Origin of the sequence: Micromonospora sp. NBC_00362 (assembly GCF_026342155.1) — a bacterium.
Classification (GTDB): Bacteria; Actinomycetota; Actinomycetes; order Mycobacteriales; family Micromonosporaceae; genus Micromonospora; species Micromonospora hortensis.
Genome location: NZ_JAPENH010000001.1, coordinates 6,140,702 through 6,157,067, shown reverse-complemented (window position 1 = coordinate 6,157,067; position 16,366 = coordinate 6,140,702). Strand labels below are relative to the sequence as shown.

Sequence of the window (16,366 nt, the reverse complement as noted above, 5' to 3'; positions counted from 1 at the left end):
GCGCTCAGGCGCCGGGCAGCACCTCGGGGGTGGCAGCGCCAGCGAAGTAGGGCTCCGGGGCGCCGAAGAGGCCGAGCAGGCCGGTCACCCAGAGCTGCCGGTGCACGAACCGGCTCGGCTCGGTGACCACCAGCTTGACGTCGCTGACCTCGGCTGTCTGGAAGCCGGCGACCATGGCGCTGATGCCGACCGAGTCGATGAAGGTGACCAACCTCATGTTGAGTTCGATACGTAGAGGGCGGCCCTTGGCCAGCACCTCTGCGATCGCTTCGCGCACCTCGTACGCTGTGTCGACGTCGATCTCACCCCGTGGGGCGATCTCCACGACACCACCGGACAGAACCGACTTCACGATCGACAGGCTCACGCGAGCACCTCCACCCGCCCGTCCCCCGGGCGCCTCATCAGTACGCGGGCCGCGACCGAGAGTATTCCTCCGACGGCCTCGGTCGCCACCCCTCGGGATGAGCAATTCGCGGATCCGGGCCCACAAAGCCACCCATATCCGCACTTTTCAGTATCTGTTTACTCAAGACTTTTCGTTATCTGAGCACCGGCGATCGGTCGTGACCGGCCCGCCGCCGAACCAGGGTAGCGGTCCCGGCCCGGCGCGCCCGACAACCGGCCCATGACGTACGCCTGCCCCGTGTGCCGTCGGCGTGTCGCCCACCGCCGACCGGCGCGACCCGCGCCCCCGGTTGCCCACGCGCCCTAGCATCGGCCGGGACACCCCGCGACGGAGAGGATCTTCGATGATCAAGCGACTTGCCGGGCTGGCCGGCGTCGGTGTTCTGCTCGCCCTCGTCCTGGCCTGCGGTTTCGGTGGCGGAGGCGACGATGACGACGATGACGACGACTTCGCCCGAGGTGTCGCCGTGTCAGCGGTGCGCTGATTCGGCGGCGCGCCGAGTTCCGGAGCGCCGAGTTACCGGGTGCTCCGCGGAGGTCGGGGTTTGCGTCCGGCTGACGCGGGGCACTGCGGGGTAGGCGACACCGTGACGCGCTGGAAAGACGCCGAAGTCCGAAGTGGCCGGCGGCTTCGGCACCCGAGGAGGTAACCACGATGTTCGGAACCAACCTGCTGGACCGTCGCAGCAAGCCGGAGCGGATCGCGGATCAGGCATGGGAGCACCTGCTCTCAGCCGTCAGCTACGCCGGAGACAGCGTGCGGGACACCGCCCGCTCGGCCCGCCAGAACAGCAGCGATCTCGCCGACGGGGCGGGTGACCTGGTGGGATCCGCCGCCGACGAGGCGCGACGCCGCGCCTCGTTGGCCTTCGACGCGCTCGCCGGCCGCCAGCCGGCACTGCCCTGGACGCTCCTGATCGGCGCCGCGCTCGTCGGCGCGGCGGTCGGCTGGGCCGTCGGCTCCGCCGCGCGGGCCGCCGGCAGCCGGGACGACCAAGCGGTCGACGACGTGGAGTTCGTCGACGTCGACCGTCCCAACTCCCCCGCCATCTGAACGTCAGCGCCACAGCGGGCCCCGATCGACTTCAGGTCGAGCGGGGCCCGCTGTGGCGCCGGGGGTGGACCCGGTCCGCCGGGTGCCGGACCCCTCAGGCGGCCCGGCGGACCGGTGCTTGGTGGTGATCCGGGGTCCCGACCCGGATCACCCGCTCAGCGGCTCGTGCAGGTGATGACGGCCGGGGACGTGTTGCTACCGGCCCACGAGCCGAGGAAGCCGGCGGTGGTGCTGGCCCCGGCGGCGAGCGCGCCGTTCCAGCCCGTGTCCCGGACCGACACGGCGGCTCCGGTCTGGGTGTGGGTGCCGCTCCAGAGCTGGTCGATCCGCTGGCCGTCGGTGAAGGTCCAGCCCAGCGTCCAGCCGGCGATGGGGGCGCTTCCGACGTTGCGGACCACCAGCTCGGCCTGGAAACCGCCGGACCAGGAGCCGGTCACCCGGTAGGTCGCCGCGCAGCCGGCGGACGGCGGCGGAGTGGTCGGGGGCGGCGTGGTCGGGGGCGGCGTGGTGGGCGGCGGAGTAGTCGGGGGTGGTGTGGTCGGGGGCGGCGTGGTCGGGGGCTCGCCCCCGCTGCGCTCGGCGACCAGGATGCCGCGACCGTTGGTGCCGAGGTAGACCCGACCGTGGACACGCGGGTCGCCGGTCAGCGCCTCGGTCGGATTGCCGTACTGGTGGCCGTCATCGTTGACGCGTACCCAGGTCGCGCCGGCGTCGTCGGAACGGTGCACGCCCGGTTGACCGTTCACGGTGCCGTAGAGGAAGACCGCGGGGTTGGTCCGCCCAGGTGCCGCCTTGCCGAAACCGACGTTGCCGGAGGCGCTGACGCCGTCCAGCCTGGTGAAGCTGGCGCCGGCGTCGGTGGAGCGCCACAGACCACCCGGCCCCGCCAGCCACAGTTCGCCGGCCCGGCCCGGCAGCGCCTTGAACCGCACGTCGGCGTTGGGCAGCCCGGTCGTCGCGGTCGGGGTGAAGCTGGCCCCGCCGTCGGTGCTCAGGTAGAAACGCCCGCCGCTGAAGCCGTAGAACCGGGTGGGGTCGACCCGGTCGGACTCGATAGTGGCGTTCGCCGGGATGCCGGTCGACGCTGCCCAGGAGTTGCCGAAACCGACCGAGTGGACGACGCGTTGGCCCGCGTCACCGGGCGCCCAGACGAAGCGGCTGCCGTCGGCCGCTGCGGCCACCGTGCCACCGAGGTTGACCCCGGACGGTTCGGTGCCCTGGAACCAGGTGGCGCCGCCGTCGGTGGAGAAGGCGACGTGGCTGTCGTTGGGCCGGTCGGCGTCGGTGAAGTTGCCGGCGCGCACCAGCACCGCGGGTTTGCTCTCGGCGTAGTCGAGGCTGGTGGTGGTCGTGAACACCGGCTGGGTGAACAGCATCGACGGAATCGCGTCCAGGTCGGTGTGCCGGAAGCCGCCGACGTCGCCGAGCGCGCTGATCAGGGGTGCGCCGCTCGGCGGGCTGATCAGGTCGAGGACGGCGGTCTCCTCAAGCCCCCGGACCATGGGCCGGAGGGTGAACTGACCACCGGTGTCCCACTTGGTCAGGTCGGTGGTGCCGTAGATGGTGGCACCGGTGCCGTACATCATGCGGTTGGAGTCGTGCGGGTCGATCTCCACCGACTCGTTCATCCAGCCGAGCTTGGGCGCGTCCTCCGGAGGTGCCCGGTGGAGACCGAAGGTCAACCAGGGCACCGAACTGATGTCCATGGTGTAGCGGCGGGACCTCTCCGGGTAGTTGCTGAACTCCCAGATCCGCGTCCAGGTCGCCCCGCCGTCGGTGCTGCGGAAGAAGATGGCGTCCGGCCACCAGGAGACCTGGGTGGCCACCAGCAGGGTGTTCGGGCGAAGCCGATCGATGGTCAGCCCGCTGTAGCCGAAGTAGGCGTCGGCGCTGGTGGAGGGCACCGGGCTGATCCGCGTCCAGGCCCCGGTCGACCGGGTGAACTTCCAGACGTCGCCCTTGCCGCCGTCGTACGGGCCGCCGGTGTCGCTGGTGGCGATGTAGAGGTGACCGCCGACCGGGTCGACGACCCCCTTGTGGGCCAGGTAGCCGGTGGGCTGACCGGGGATGCGCGCCCAGGTGACGCCGCCGTCGGTGCTGCGGTAGACCGGGTTCTCCTTGTCCGCCACGCCCACGTAGATGGTCTGCGTGGTGGAGCCGGCGGTGCCGGTGCTCTTGTCGAAACTGACCCAGGTCAGGCCCTGGTTCTGCCCGTTGTAGCCGTTCGGGTCGCCGGGGTCCGCCCGGTAGTTGCCGACGTTGGGGAAGGCGGCGACGCGGGCCCAGGTCACGCCGTGGTCGGTGCTGCGCCAGAGCCCGTTGCCGCCCTCGGCGCCGTAGTACACGACGCTGTTCCGGTTGGGGTCGACGGCGAGCCGCTCCCCCATTCCCCGGCCCGGCATGTTGCCGCCGTTCTTGAACGGCAACTCGGTGGCCTGCCAGGTGGCGCCCTTGTCGGTCGATCGCAGGATCGCGCCGTTGTTCGGGTCCCAGCCGTTTGTGTACATGCCGACCGCCGCGTACACCCGGTTGGTCTGGACCGGGTCGGTGGCGATGCTGACCACGCCGTTGTAGCCCCACCGGTCGGCGCCGACCCAGTCGAGCAGCGGCGTCCAGGACTGGCTGGTCTGTTCCCAGCGGTACGCCCCGCCGATGTCGGTGCGCGCGTAGATGAGGTTCTTCTCGGTGGGGTTGAAGACGATGCCGGGTACGAAGCCGCCACCGCCCACCGGGACGTTCCGCCAGGTGTACGCCTCCGCCGCGGCCGGGGTGGGGGCCGACCCAGCGGCGGTGAACGGGACCACCACGACGGCTGTGGCGGCGGCCAGCACGGACACGATCGTGCCGGCGAGACTTCTCCGCATCTGCGGTTCCTCTCGGGATGGAGCCCCGGGGGACGGGGTTCGATCGCCTGGGTGACGCCGTGGCCCGGGGGACGAGCAACGACGACGGGGTGAGCACGACGACGGGACGGGCGGAGCTGCCCTGGCTCCACCACCCGACGCGACGGCTCCCGCGATCGAGGAACGCGATTACCGTAACCGAAATTGGCTCGCTTTGGAAGCGCTCCCATCATCGATGTTCGTCAGCCGTTCCCGCCCGTCCCGCCCAGGTCGAGCCGCGCCGTCACCCGGTCCGGGCGAGGGCGGCTCACCCGGAGCGGCGGCAGGATCGCACACGGCGGACCTCCGGCCGCGGCCAGCACCCGGTCCGCCATCGGAACAGCGGAGGAGGGACAGATGGCCATCGCGGAGATCAACCGCACCGACCAGGACATCCAGTCCGCCGTGCTCGACGAGCTGACCTGGGAACCGCGGGTGCAGCCGCACGAGATCGGCGTGACCGTCGCCGAGGGCGTCGTCACCCTGACCGGCCGCGTGGACAGCTACGCCAAGAAGTGGGCCGCCGAACGGGCCACCCACCGGGTCGCCTCGGTCCGGGCGGTCGCCAACGACGTGGCCGTACAGCTCACCAACGGCACCGAGCGCGCCGACAGCGACCTGGCCGCCGCGGCCAGCCACGGACTGGAGTGGGACGCGTTCGTGCCCATCGAGAAGCTCCAGGTCACCGTCTCAGCCGGCTGGGTGACGCTGCACGGCGACGTCGAGTGGGAGTACCAACGTCGAGCCGCCGAACGCGCGGTGGCCCGGCTGACCGGCGTACGCGGGGTGAGCAACGGCATCACCGTCCGACCGGCCACCGCGCCGGACGCCCGCAACCTGGCCGACCGGATCGTCGACGCCCTCGCCCGGGCCGGAGCGACCGAGGCCGAACGGATCAGCGTCCGGGTGCACGGCGACACCGCGATACTCGCCGGGTTGGTGCATTCGATGCCCGAACGGGCCGAGGTCGAGCAGGTGGCCTGGTCCGCGCCGGGCATCCGGGAGGTGCAGAACCACATCGCTGTCGCCCCGGTGCTGCGCTGAGCGGGCGCTGAACGCGCGCGGAACCACCCGGGGTGGGTGAGCCCGTCTCACCCACCCCGGGAGCAGGCTGGTGGCATGAGTGATCCGAACGGGCTGATCCAACCGGGGCGCACCGCGCCCGGTTTCACCCTGCCGGCCACCCCGGACGGGGCTCTGCTGGGGCCCGAGCAGTTCCGTGGCCGGCCGGTCGTGCTCGCCTTCTACCCCGCCGACTGGAGCCCGGTCTGCGGTGACCAGATGTCGCTCTACCAGTCGGCGGCACCCGTGTTCGCCCAGTACCAGGCGGTGGTCCTCGGGGTGTCGGTGGACGGCATCTGGTCACACCGGGCGTTCGCGGAGAGCCGGGGCATCGAGTTCCCCCTGCTGGCCGATTTCGAGCCCAAGGGCGAGGTGGCCCGCAGCTACGGCGCGTACATGCCGAACGGTGAGGCGGCCCGCGCGCTCGTGGTGCTGGACCCGACCGGGAAGGTGACCTGGAGCTACCTGTCGCCGCCCGACGTCAACCCCGGCGCCGACGGCATCTTCGACGCGCTGGACCAACTCGCCGCCGACCGGAAGGTGATGGCCGAATGAGCACGCCACTGCAGGTCACCGCCCGACTTCGAGACCCGGTGACCTCCGACGACCACATCCGGGGGCCGGCCGACGCGGCGGTGACCATCGTCGAGTACGGCGACTTCCAGTGCCAGTTCTGCGGTGCCGCGTACCCGAACCTGCACGAGTTGCTGCGGCAGCGGGCCGACACCGTACGGCTGGTCTACCGCTACTTCCCGATCGCCAACGTGCACCCGTACGCCGAACGGGCCGCCGAGACGGCCGAGGCCGCCGGGGTTCGCGGCCGGTTCTGGGAGATGCACGACTGGCTCTACGAGCATCAGGACCAGCTCGACCCGGTGCACCTCTCGCTCGGCGTCGAGCAGGTCGGATTGCCGCCGGACGAGTTGAACGCCGAGGTGGAGAACCGTGCGCACGCGGACCGGGTGCGCCGGGACTTCGTCGGCGGCATCCGCAGCGGGGTGAACGGCACCCCGACCCTGTTCGTCAACGGCATCCGGCACGACGGCGGGTACGACCTGCCCGACCTGCTGACGGCCGCGGACGCCGCCGCCAACGCCTGACCCGCTCAGATCAGCCGCAACTCGCGCGCCCGCCGGACCGCCTCGCGCCGGCGGGTCGCGTCGAGTTTGCGGTAGATGTTGCGGACGTGGGTCTTCACCGTGTTGACCGAGAGGGACAACTCGCCGGCGATCTCCACGTTGGACAGGATGCTCTGCAGGTAGCGCAGGATGGTCAGCTCCCGCTCGGTGAGCGGCTCGTCGAGCGCGCCCCTCGCCCCGGTGGCCGGCCCAACGGCGCCCTGTCCCGCGCCCCGCACCAGGTCACCGACCAGAGTGAAGTGCGCGGTGCCCGCGTCCAGGTGCGCTGCCAGCAGGTCCCGCACCTGCGGTTCGGCGCGGGTGAAGACCCGACGGCAGCCCTGCGGGCCGGCCAGGTCCAGCGTCTGCTCCAGGATCCGACCCGCCCGACGACCGTCCCCGGCGCGCTGGGCCAGCACCGCGTCGAGCAGACCGGCGTCCAGGCGTACCGGTAGCGGCCAGGCAGTGGCATCTGGCGTCTGCCAGTCCGGCAGGGTCCGCTCGGCGGTGGCGGCGTCGCCGGCCCGCAGCTGCACCTTCGCCAACGTGACGGCGAGCACCGGCTCGGCCCCCTCGTCGGCGGCGTCGGCCAGCAGGTCGCGGGCGGAGTCCAGGTCGCCCCGCGCGGCCCGCAGTTCGGCCTCGGCGGCCCGCAGCAGAGCGGCCAGCTCGTCGGCGGACGGCCGGTCGGCCAGCGCCTCCCGGGCCCGGACGAGCAGGCGCTGGCCGGTCGCCGGGTCACCGGAGTCGTGGCGTAGCTGGGCCCGGCACAGCGCGGCCACCGCCGCCGCCACCGGTTGGTCGGAGGCGGCGGACAGCAAGTCGCCGTCCACCTCGGGGTCGCCGGCCCAGCCGCCGGTCACGTCGAGCGCCGGGAGGGCGAGGGCGAGGTTCGCCGTAGCCTCCTCGGGCTGGTCGCGCAGCAGTGCCACCACGGCGAGAGCCAGGTACGCGTGACCGCAGTCGAGCCGACAGGACCAGCCCCGACAGGGCGGCATGCCGAGCGCGTCCCTGGCCGCCTGCTCGGCTGCCCGCAGTTCGCCGCGCACCGCGAGCAGCAGCGCGGCGCGGCTCGCGGCGACCAGCTCGGTACGCGGCCGGCCGGCTTCCCGAGCGGCCGCCCGGGCCCGGACGAACCGGGCGGTGGGCAGCGCCCCGTCGGCCAACTCGACCAGCCCCAGCGCGGTGCCCGTGAACGCCCGCAGGTCCAGGTCGTCGGCGGCCCCGCCACCACCGGCCGTCGGGGCGGAACCGGTCGCCCCGGTCGGCAGCCGGGTCGGCGTGGCTTCCGCCGGGCGGGTGCGCAGTAGGCGAGCGGCGGCGCCCCGGACCTCGGTGCGGTCGTCGGCGAGCCGGGCCACTGTCAGCTCCAACGCGGTGACCAACCGCAGGAACCGGTCCCGACGCGGCACCGGCAGGCCCACCGCGTGCCCGGCGGCGGCCCGCAGGTGACCGGTGGCGGCCGGCAGGTCACCGGCGTACGCGCGCTCGGCGGCGCAGGCCAACGCCACCTCCGGGTCGGCGCGGATCACCTCCGCTGGCGGCGGCGTGGGTGCCGGGGCGCGCACCGGGTCCCTGTCGTAGCGGGTCAGCTCCGGCCAGTGCGCGACGAACAGGTCACCGGCCAGGTCCCAGCGGCCGGCGGCCAGGGCGTGCCGCAGAGCGTCGGCGGGCCGGCCGTCACCCGCGTACCAGTCGGCGGCCCGGACGTGCAGCTCACGTAGCTCCTCGGTGGGCAACCGGGCGAGGTCGGCGCGGAGCAGGTCGGCGAGCAGGGAGTCGTACCGGTACCAGGGCGGCCGGGTGTCCTCCCGGTGCAGCAGACCACCGGTCCCGGCCAGGTCGGCCAGCACCTGCCCGGCGTCGGCGCGGCCGGTCAGCGCCTCGGCCAGGTCGGCGCAGACGGTGTCGACGACGGCGGTCCGGCGCAGCAGATCCTCCTCGGCCGGGTCGAGCGTCGCCAGCACCTCCTCCCGCAGGTAGCCGGCGATCTCCGGTTGGTCTCCGCCGAACTGCCCCACCCAGCGTTCCGGGTCGGCCTGACCGCGTACCGCGAGGGCGGCGATGCGCAGCGCGGCCGGCCAGCCGCCGGTGCGCTCCCGCAGCCGGTGCACGGCGGTCGCCGGCAGCGCGGCGGCGTGGGCGGTGAGCAGGTCGGCCACCTCGTCGTCGGTGAACGCCAGCTCGTCCGGGCCGATCTCGGTCAGCTCGCCGGCGAGGCGGAGTCGGTGCAGTGGCAGGTGCAGTCCGGCCCGCGCGCCGATCACCAGACGGAGCCGCCGCCCGGCGTGCCGCAGCAGGAACTCCAGGCCGGTCAACGCCGCGGGGTCGGCGACCCGGTGCAGGTCGTCCAGGATCAGCAGGACCGGCCGGTCGGCGGCGGCGAGCGTGGCGGCCAGCGCCTCCAGCTGGTCGGGGCGCGGCGGCCGGTCGGGCACCGGGCCGCCCTCCGACGACCCGATCGCCGAGCGCAGCGCCGCGGCGAGGTACGCCCAGAGCCGGTCGGAGTCGTCGCCGGCCTCCACCGACATCCACGCCGAGACCGGGTCGTCGGCCGGGGAGACCGACAGGTCGCCGGAGTCCGGCAGTATCGCGCCCGGCTCCACGTCGGGTGGCGCGCCGCCCAGCCGCATCCAGGAGGCGAGCAGTGTGGTCTTGCCCCAGCCGGCGGGGGCGGCCACCAGGGTGACCGGTCCCGCGCTGCCCTCGTCCAACCGGCGCAGCAGGCGGGGCCGGGCGACCACCGGCTCCGGCGGCACAGCCGGCGTCAGCCGGGACGCCAACAGCGGTGGCCCAGGTGCCGGTTCGACGCGTACGTGATCCTGTTCCGGCACCCAGCCCCACCCCCACCACGCGCTCCGCCCCCGGTCGGCGAGCGGTTACCCGGCACGGGCGGGTTCACCCCTTCCGGGCGAGCGCGCTTCACCCGGGAGCGACAGACGATCGGGGGACGTGAACCGGGAGGACGGGTGGTACCGATGGGACGGCTGGCGCGGGCGGGACCAGCCCTCGGCGGCGTGGTGCTGGCCGGGGCGGCGCGGCTGCTGCGCGTACCCCGTCGGGTTGCCCGACAAGGCGCGGACGGCGACGCAGCCGCGCCGGCCCGGTGGGAGGTGGTGACCGTCGACCGGCCGCCGGAGCAGGTGCTGCCGGAGGGCCGTTGGCCGGAGCCGCTGCGCCGCCTGGACGGGGCGGTCGAGGTGCGGGTGCGCGCGGCGCCCGGCGACCGGGGCACCGAGTTGGCCGCCCGGCCGCTGGCCGGCGTCAGCCCGCCCACCGGGCTGGCCGCGCATCTGGTCGGCGACGACCCGGGTCTGCTGGTCCGCCGGACCCTGCGCCAGATCAAGCAACGGGTGGAGGCCGGTGAGGTGCTCCGCGCGGACCGGTCCGCGCTGGACCGCCCCGAGGTCCACGGGTGAGAGCGCTGTGTTGGGTGGCCGCCGGCGAACTGGCCGTACGCGAGGTCCCCGACCCGGAGCTGCGCAACGAGCGTGACGTCATCGTTCGGGTCCGGCGCAGCGCCACCTGCGGAGGTGACCTGCCGCTGCTGGCCGGCCGGCACCCGCTGCTGCGGCCCGGCGACGTGCTCGGCGCGGAGTTCCTGGGCGAGGTGGTGGAGGTCGGGCCCGGAGTCCGCCGACACCGCGCCGGCGATCGGGTGGTCGTCGGCGCGAGCGTGGCCTGCGGTGGCTGCTGGTACTGCCGCCAGGGCCTGCACTCCTGCTGCGACAACGCCCAGGCCGACCTTCCCAGCGCCGATCCCGACTGGGCCCGCTCCGACGCCGGCTGTTTCGGCCGGCCCCGCGCGGCGGGAGGTTTCGCGGGCGGCCACGCCGAGTACGTGCGGGTGCCGTACGCCGACGTGAGCGCCTTCCGGGTGCCGGACGTCGTCGACGACGACCGGGCGGTGTTCGCCGCCGACGTGGCGCCCACCGGGTGGCTGGCCACCGAGTTGGGTGCGGTACGCCCCGGCGACGTGGTGGCGATCTGGGGCGCCGGGGCGGTGGGTCAGTTGACCGCCCGGGCGGCGGTGCTGCGCGGCGCCGCCCGGGTGCTGGTGGTGGACCGGCACGAGGAGCGGTTGCGGATGGCCGAGCGGCACTCCGACGCCGAGCCGCTCGACTACCGCCGTACCGACGTCGCGGCGGAACTGCGCGACCGTAGCGGTGGGCGCGGGCCCGACGTGTGCGTGGTGGCGGTCGGCCCGCCGCCGGCCCGGTCGAGGGCGGACCGGTTCGCGGGGCAGCACCCCGACCGACCGGACGCGCTGCGGGAGGCCGTGCACGCGTGTCGCAAGAGCGGCGTGGTGGTGGTGCTCGGCACGGCGGGAGGGTTCGTCGACGCGTTCCCGTTGGGTGCGCTGACCGAGCGGCGACTCACGCTGCGCGGCGCCGGTCGGCCGGATCTGCGGGACGTGCCGATGCTGCTGGACCGGATGGCCCGCGACGAGCTGCGGACCGAACACCTGGCCACCCACCGGCTGCCGTTGGCGCGGGGCCCCGAGGGGTACGCGCTGTTCCGGGACCGGGCCGACGGCTGCGTACGCACCGTGTTCACGCCGTGACCGCCTCCTCGTGATCGCTGATCGGCGACCACGAATGGCAGACTCTGAGGATGACTGGCGAGCGAACGTACGACGTGGTGCTGTTCGGGGCGACCGGGTTCACCGGCGGCCTGACCGCCGAATACCTGGCTCGGCACGCGCCGGCCGAGCTGCGCTGGGCGTTGGCCGGGCGCAACCCGCAGCGCCTCGCCGCCGTACGGGATCGGCTGGCCGCTATCGACCCGAGCCTGGCCGACCTGCCGCTGCTCACCGCCGACGTGACCGACGCCGACTCCCTGCGGGCGGTGGCGGAGAGCGCCCGGGTGGTGGCCAGCACGGTCGGCCCGTACATCCACCACGGGGAGCCGCTGGTCGGGGCCTGCGCCCGGTCCGGCACCGACTACCTGGACATTACCGGCGAGCCGGAGTTCGTCGACCTCATGTACGTGCGTCACCACGCCGAGGCGACACGCACCGGCGCGCGGCTGGTGCACGCCTGCGGCTTCGACTCCATCCCGCACGACCTGGGCGTCTGGTTCACCGTCAAGCAGTTGCCCGCCGACGTCCCGATCACCGTGGACGGGTACGTGCGCGCCGGCGGCCGGTTCTCCGCCGGCACCTACCACTCGGCGCTCAACGCGTTCTCCCGTACCGGGCAGGCCAGCCGGGCCGCCCGAGACCGCCGGGCGGTCGAGCCACGCCCCACCGACCGGCGGGTCCGGGCGGTGCCCGGCCGGCTGGCCCGCTCGGCGGAGCTGGGCATCTGGACCGTGCCGCTGCCGACGATCGACCCGCAGGTGGTCCGCCGCTCGGCCACTGCCCGCCCTGAATACGGCCCGGACTTCCGCTACCGGCACTTCGCCGCGGTGAAGCGGCTGCCCACGGTGCTGGCCGGCGCGGCCGGGCTCGGCGCGCTGATCGGGCTGGTGAAGCTGCCGCCCAGCCGGCGCTGGCTGCTCGGCCGGCTGGCGTCCGGGCAGGGGCCCACCGCGCAGCAGCGGGCCTCGTCCTGGTTCCGGGTCCGGTTCGTCGGCACCGGCGGCGGGCAGCGGGTGGTCACCGAGGTCGCCGGCGGCGACCCCGGCTACGACGAGACGGCGAAGATGCTGGCCGAGTCGGCGCTGTGCCTGGCGCTCGACGAGCTGCCGCCGACCGCCGGCCAGCTCACCCCGGTCGCCGCGATGGGTGACGCGCTGCTCGACCGGCTGGTCCGGGCCGGCCTCACCTTCCGGGTGCTCAAGCAGGAGACGCGGGAGCCCGCGGCTTGACCCTCAACCGGGTCGAGGGGGCAGGATGCCCAGCGTGAGCGACCTGCACAGCATCGGCGAGCTGGCCCGGGCCAGCGGCCTGACCGTCAGCGCACTGCGCTTCTACGACTCGGCGGGGGTGCTGGAGCCGACAGTGGTCGACCCGGTGACCGGCTACCGCTGGTACGCCGAGGGGCAGATCGCCCCGGCCCGGCTGGTGGCCGGGCTGCGTCGGATCGGCATGCCGGTGCCGGAGATCGCCGCAGCGGTGCGCGCCGAGCCGGCGGGGGTGCACCACCTGCTCGACGCGCACCTGCGCCGGCTGGCCGACGGGCTCAGCGACGCCCGCCGCGAGGTCGACCGGCTCCGGGCCCTGGTCGACGCGGCCCCGCCGACCGCCACCACACTTCTGGTCGCCCCCGCCGCCCTGGCCGCCGCGCTCGACGCGGTGCGCTTCGCCGTCGGTGTCGATCCGGAGTTGCCGATGCTCGCCGGTGTGCTGTTCGACGTGGAGTCCGACGGCGTCCGGCTCGTCGCCACCGATCGGTACCGGCTCGCGCTGGCTCGGGCCGGGGCCGACGTCGACGGGCCGCCGGTGCGGGTGTTCGTGCCGGTGGCCCTCGTCGACCAGCTCCGGCCACTGCTCGACACCGCCGACACCTGGCCGGTACGGCTGACAGTGGCGGGCGCGGACCTGCGGGTGCGGGTGGCCGACCGCACGGTGACCGGCGTCGCCCTGCCGTACGACTTCCCGGACTACCACCGGCTGCTGCGCAAGTCCGTCGGTGAGCGGCCGAGCGCGCGCCGGATCCCGGTGGACGTGGCAGCGCTGCGCGCCGAGCTGGCCGACCCGGCGGCCCCCACTGTCGCCCTCGACCACGACGGCACGACCCGGGAGGTGACAGTGCTCGGCGTCGATCACCAGGGCCGGCTGCGGCTGCTTCCCGCCGCCGACCTGGGCACTGACGCGCTGCGGGTCGGGGTGGACGGCGGTTACCTGCTGGACGCGCTGAACGCGGCCGGCGCGCCGCAACTGGTGCTGGAGCTGGATGGGCCGATCGCCCCGCTGGCCGTACGCCGACCGGACGACGCGGACACCTACTCGGTGCTCATGCCGATCCGGCTCTGAGCGGGCGGCCAGCACTCCCCGTCCCGGGACGAAAAGCCCGCGACGGTAGCATCTGGTGGTTCACCTGTGACCCCGGACGGAGGCGTACGGAGCAGCATGCTCGACATGGAGTTGATCCGGAAGGATCGCGAGGCGGTGGCGACCGCGCTGGCGAAGCGTCTGGATCCCGCCGAGGTCACCCGTGCCCTGGACGAGATCCAGCGGCTCGACCAGGAACGCCGCGCCCTGATCACGGAGATCGACGCCGAGCGGCAGCGCCGCAAGGCCGAGGCCCGGGCGTACGCGCAGGCGAAGCGGGCCGGCGAGGAGCCGCAGGCCGCCGCGCCGGAGGCGGAGCGTCAGCAGCTCGCCGAGCTGGAGTCCCAGCTGGACGAGGTGCAGGCCCGGCTGCGCGACGCGATGAGTGAGCTGCCCAACCTGCCCAGCGACGATGTCGTGGCCGGCGGCAAGGAAGCCAACCGGGTGGTGAAGACCTTCGGCGAGCCGCCGGTGATCGAGAAGGTCCGCGACCACGTGGAGCTGAGCCGCGCGTTGGGCCTTGTCGACTACGAGCGCGGGGTCAAGCTCGGTGGGTCCGGTTTCTGGATGTACACCGGGGTCGGTGCCCGGCTGGAGTGGGCGCTGCTCAACTACTTCGTCGACCAGCACATCAAGGCCGGCTACGAGTTCCTGCTTCCGCCGCACCTGCTGCTGGACTCGGCCGGCTTCGCCGCCGGGCAGTTCCCCAAGTTCTACGACGACGTCTACCACCTGGACTCGGCGTCCGCCCCGCGTGGCCAGTTCCTGCTGCCCACGTCGGAGACGGCGATCCTCGGCGCGTACCAGGACGAGATCCTGGAGACCCCGAAGCTGCCGCTGAAGGCGTTCGCGTACACCCCGTGCTACCGGCGGGAGTCGGCCGGTTCGCACTCGGACGAGCGCGGCACGGTGCGGGGGCACCAGTTCAACAAGGTGGAGATCTTCCAGTTCACCCTGCCGGAGCAGGCCGACGCGGCGCTGGAGGAGATGCTCGCCCACGCCGAGAGCCTGGTCGAAGGGCTGGGTCTGCACTACCAGCGCACGTTGCTCTCGGCCGGTGACGCCAGCGCCTCGATGAAGAAGACCCTCGACATCGAGGTGTGGATGCCGAGCACCGGCAAGTACAAGGAGGTGTCGTCGGTCTCCTGGGCCGGCGACTACCAGGCTCGTCGGGCGGCCATCCGTTACCGCGAGCCGGGCGGCAAGCAGACCCGCTTCGTGCACACCCTCAACGGGTCGGCGCTGGCCACCAGCCGGCTTTTCCCGGCCATCCTGGAGCAGTACCAGCAGGCCGACGGCAGCGTCCTGGTCCCCAAGGTCCTCCAAGATCGCCTAAACACCGACCGCCTAACCCCCCGCTAACCCCGCCCGTTCCCGGCGTTGATCATGAAGTTATTGCCCCTCGCCTCGGCGTGTCAGGGCAATAACTTCATGATCGACAGGGTTGGCGCGGGGGCGCCTCACCAGGGCTGCGGTGAGGAGGAGTGCCGCTAGGGCGGCTCCGAGCAGTGCCGGGCCGATGACGTCCAGGGTGGTGGCCAGGGTTTGTTGTAGGTGGGACGCCGCTTGGATTACCGGGTCTTTGAGGGCGTCGCGGCGGCCGGCTGCCAGCCGTAGCTCGTACCAGCCGTACCAGGCGACGTATCCGCCGGTGAGCAGCAGCACCAGGCCACTGAGGCGGGGCACCAGCGCGCCGGCGACGCGCAGCCGGGCCACCAGGCCGTCGCGCAGCAGCGCCACGCCGAGCGCGGCGACCGCGACCACCAGCCCCATCCCGAGGGCGTACGCGCCGAACAGCGCCAACCCCTGAGCGGTCGAGCCGGCCTGGAGGCTGGTCACCACGATGGCCAGGAACGGCGCGATGGCGCAGCCGAGCGACGCCAGCGCGTACGCCGCGCCGAACAGCGCCATCGAGGGCCAGGACCGGGTCAGCCGAGGCGCCCGGGCGGACCAGCCGGGGGCGGGCAGCCGCCGACCGGCGAGCAACCAGCAGCCGGCCACCAGCAGCAGCACGCCGAGCGCCACCGTCAGCCACGGCAGCCGGGGCCGCAGCCAGCCGGCCAGCGGCGCGAGCGCCAGGCCGAACGCGCCGAACACCAGCACGTACCCCACTGTCAGCCCGGCCGCCGCGGTGAGCGCGCGGCCGACCGCGCCGCGGGTGTCCGACCCGGCGACCAACAGCGAGAGGTACGCGGGCAGCAACGCGAAGCCGCACGGGTTGACCGCGCCGAGCATGCCGGCGGTCAGCGCGAGCAGCAGTGTGGCGGTCACGCCCCGGCCAGTGCGGCGACCTTGGCGGTGAGCGCCTCACCGTCGAGGAAGCCGTGGTGGACGACAGTGCCGTTCCGGTCGATGATCACGAAGATGCTCTGCTCGGTCACCTTGAACCGCTTCCAGAGCGCGCCAGTGGTGTCCTCGATCTGCGGCGTCGCGCCGAGGTCGAACTCGGTGACGAACTCCTTCATGGCCTTCCGCTCGCCCAGCCCGGCGACGCCGACGATTGGCACGGTGTCCCGGTACCGGGGTTCGATCTCGGCCACGGTCCAGGCCTGGCTGGCACAGGTGGCGCACCACGGCGCCCAGAACCACAGCACCACTGGTTTGCCGGCGAGTCGTGCCGCGTCGAACGCGGCACCACCGAGGGTGGTCCCGGTGAAGCGCAGCACGTCCGGGACCTGCGCCGCGGGTGATCCGCTGGCCGGGGTGGGCGCGGCGTCGGCCGGCGGGGGCGGGGTGCCGGTCGAGGCCGGGGCCGGGGCCGATCCGGCGGCGGCGGGCCCACCCGGCGCGGTGCCGGTACAGGCGGCAACGCCGAACAGCGCCACCACGAGCGCTCCGGCGGTGGTGGCACGGCGAAGCCGCCCGGCCCCTGTCCACGCCCTGCTGATCCGCATCCGCTTCTCCG

Annotated in this window: 15 protein-coding genes; 10 read left to right on the top strand and 5 right to left on the bottom strand. The window is 73.7% G+C overall.

What is annotated here, in order from left to right:
* Positions 1-4: 4 nt before the first annotated feature.
* The gene (locus OG992_RS28490; protein WP_030330302.1) at positions 5-367 is read right to left on the bottom strand and encodes an STAS domain-containing protein; all 363 of its coding nucleotides are present in this window, start codon (positions 365-367) and stop codon (positions 5-7) included.
* A gap of 385 nt (positions 368-752) precedes the next feature.
* Between OG992_RS28490 and OG992_RS28485 the strand changes: the two genes are divergently transcribed.
* Positions 753-893, top strand: a complete 141-nt coding sequence (locus OG992_RS28485) for a hypothetical protein (RefSeq protein ID WP_167457621.1) — start codon at positions 753-755, stop codon at positions 891-893.
* A 170-nt stretch (positions 894-1,063) separates the two neighbouring features.
* Positions 1,064-1,462 (top strand): hypothetical protein, encoded by a 399-nt coding sequence (locus OG992_RS28480; RefSeq protein WP_238687202.1) that lies wholly within the window; start codon positions 1,064-1,066, stop codon positions 1,460-1,462.
* A gap of 155 nt (positions 1,463-1,617) precedes the next feature.
* Here the strand turns inward: OG992_RS28480 and OG992_RS28475 are convergent, their stop codons facing one another.
* Positions 1,618-4,326, bottom strand: a complete 2,709-nt coding sequence (locus OG992_RS28475; RefSeq protein WP_266304766.1) for a cellulose binding domain-containing protein — start codon at positions 4,324-4,326, stop codon at positions 1,618-1,620.
* 375 nt (positions 4,327-4,701) lie between these two features.
* Between OG992_RS28475 and OG992_RS28470 the strand changes: the two genes are divergently transcribed.
* The 3 genes from OG992_RS28470 (at position 4,702) to OG992_RS28460 (ending at position 6,506) form a co-directional block, all read left to right on the top strand.
* Positions 4,702-5,388: a BON domain-containing protein gene (locus tag OG992_RS28470; protein ID WP_238687200.1), complete on the top strand. Its 687-nt coding sequence runs from the start codon at positions 4,702-4,704 to the stop codon at positions 5,386-5,388.
* Positions 5,389-5,463: 75 nt separating this feature from the next.
* Positions 5,464-5,961 carry a redoxin domain-containing protein gene (locus OG992_RS28465; protein ID WP_266304765.1) on the top strand — a complete coding sequence of 166 codons (498 nt, stop codon included), beginning with the start codon at positions 5,464-5,466 and terminating at the stop codon, positions 5,959-5,961.
* Positions 5,958-6,506: a DsbA family protein gene (locus OG992_RS28460; RefSeq protein WP_238687198.1), complete on the top strand. Its 549-nt coding sequence runs from the start codon at positions 5,958-5,960 to the stop codon at positions 6,504-6,506. The genes OG992_RS28465 and OG992_RS28460 overlap by 4 nt, the downstream gene beginning before the upstream one ends.
* A gap of 5 nt (positions 6,507-6,511) precedes the next feature.
* Here the strand turns inward: OG992_RS28460 and OG992_RS28455 are convergent, their stop codons facing one another.
* Positions 6,512-9,358: a LuxR C-terminal-related transcriptional regulator gene (locus tag OG992_RS28455; RefSeq protein ID WP_266304764.1), complete on the bottom strand. Its 2,847-nt coding sequence runs from the start codon at positions 9,356-9,358 to the stop codon at positions 6,512-6,514.
* Between the two features lie 135 nt (positions 9,359-9,493).
* Here OG992_RS28455 and OG992_RS28450 point away from each other — a divergent pair, with 135 nt between their 5' ends.
* The 5 genes from OG992_RS28450 to serS all read left to right on the top strand — a co-directional run bounded on the left by OG992_RS28450 (position 9,494) and on the right by serS (position 14,823).
* Positions 9,494-9,943, top strand: coding sequence for a hypothetical protein (locus OG992_RS28450; RefSeq protein WP_266304763.1), 450 nt, complete (start codon positions 9,494-9,496; stop codon positions 9,941-9,943).
* Complete coding sequence (locus tag OG992_RS28445; RefSeq protein WP_266304762.1) at positions 9,940-11,088, top strand: alcohol dehydrogenase catalytic domain-containing protein; 1,149 nt, start codon at positions 9,940-9,942, stop codon at positions 11,086-11,088. The genes OG992_RS28450 and OG992_RS28445 overlap by 4 nt, the downstream gene beginning before the upstream one ends.
* Before the next feature lie 50 nt (positions 11,089-11,138).
* A complete protein-coding gene (locus OG992_RS28440) occupies positions 11,139-12,335 on the top strand; it encodes a trans-acting enoyl reductase family protein (RefSeq protein WP_266304761.1) in 1,197 nt (398 codons plus the stop codon).
* Between the two features lie 25 nt (positions 12,336-12,360).
* Positions 12,361-13,443 carry a MerR family transcriptional regulator gene (locus OG992_RS28435; protein ID WP_266304760.1) on the top strand — a complete coding sequence of 361 codons (1,083 nt, stop codon included), beginning with the start codon at positions 12,361-12,363 and terminating at the stop codon, positions 13,441-13,443.
* Positions 13,444-13,539: 96 nt separating this feature from the next.
* Positions 13,540-14,823: a serine--tRNA ligase gene (gene serS / locus OG992_RS28430; RefSeq protein ID WP_238687302.1), complete on the top strand. Its 1,284-nt coding sequence runs from the start codon at positions 13,540-13,542 to the stop codon at positions 14,821-14,823.
* Positions 14,824-14,853: 30 nt separating this feature from the next.
* On the opposite strand, the gene OG992_RS28425 is transcribed toward serS, so the two are convergent.
* Together OG992_RS28425 and OG992_RS28420 are read right to left on the bottom strand one after the other, a co-directional pair.
* Complete coding sequence (locus OG992_RS28425; RefSeq protein ID WP_238687192.1) at positions 14,854-15,732, bottom strand: cytochrome c biogenesis CcdA family protein; 879 nt, start codon at positions 15,730-15,732, stop codon at positions 14,854-14,856.
* Positions 15,729-16,355 (bottom strand): thioredoxin-like domain-containing protein, encoded by a 627-nt coding sequence (locus OG992_RS28420; RefSeq protein ID WP_266304759.1) that lies wholly within the window; start codon positions 16,353-16,355, stop codon positions 15,729-15,731. The genes OG992_RS28425 and OG992_RS28420 overlap by 4 nt, the downstream gene beginning before the upstream one ends.
* Positions 16,356-16,366: the final 11 nt, after the last annotated feature.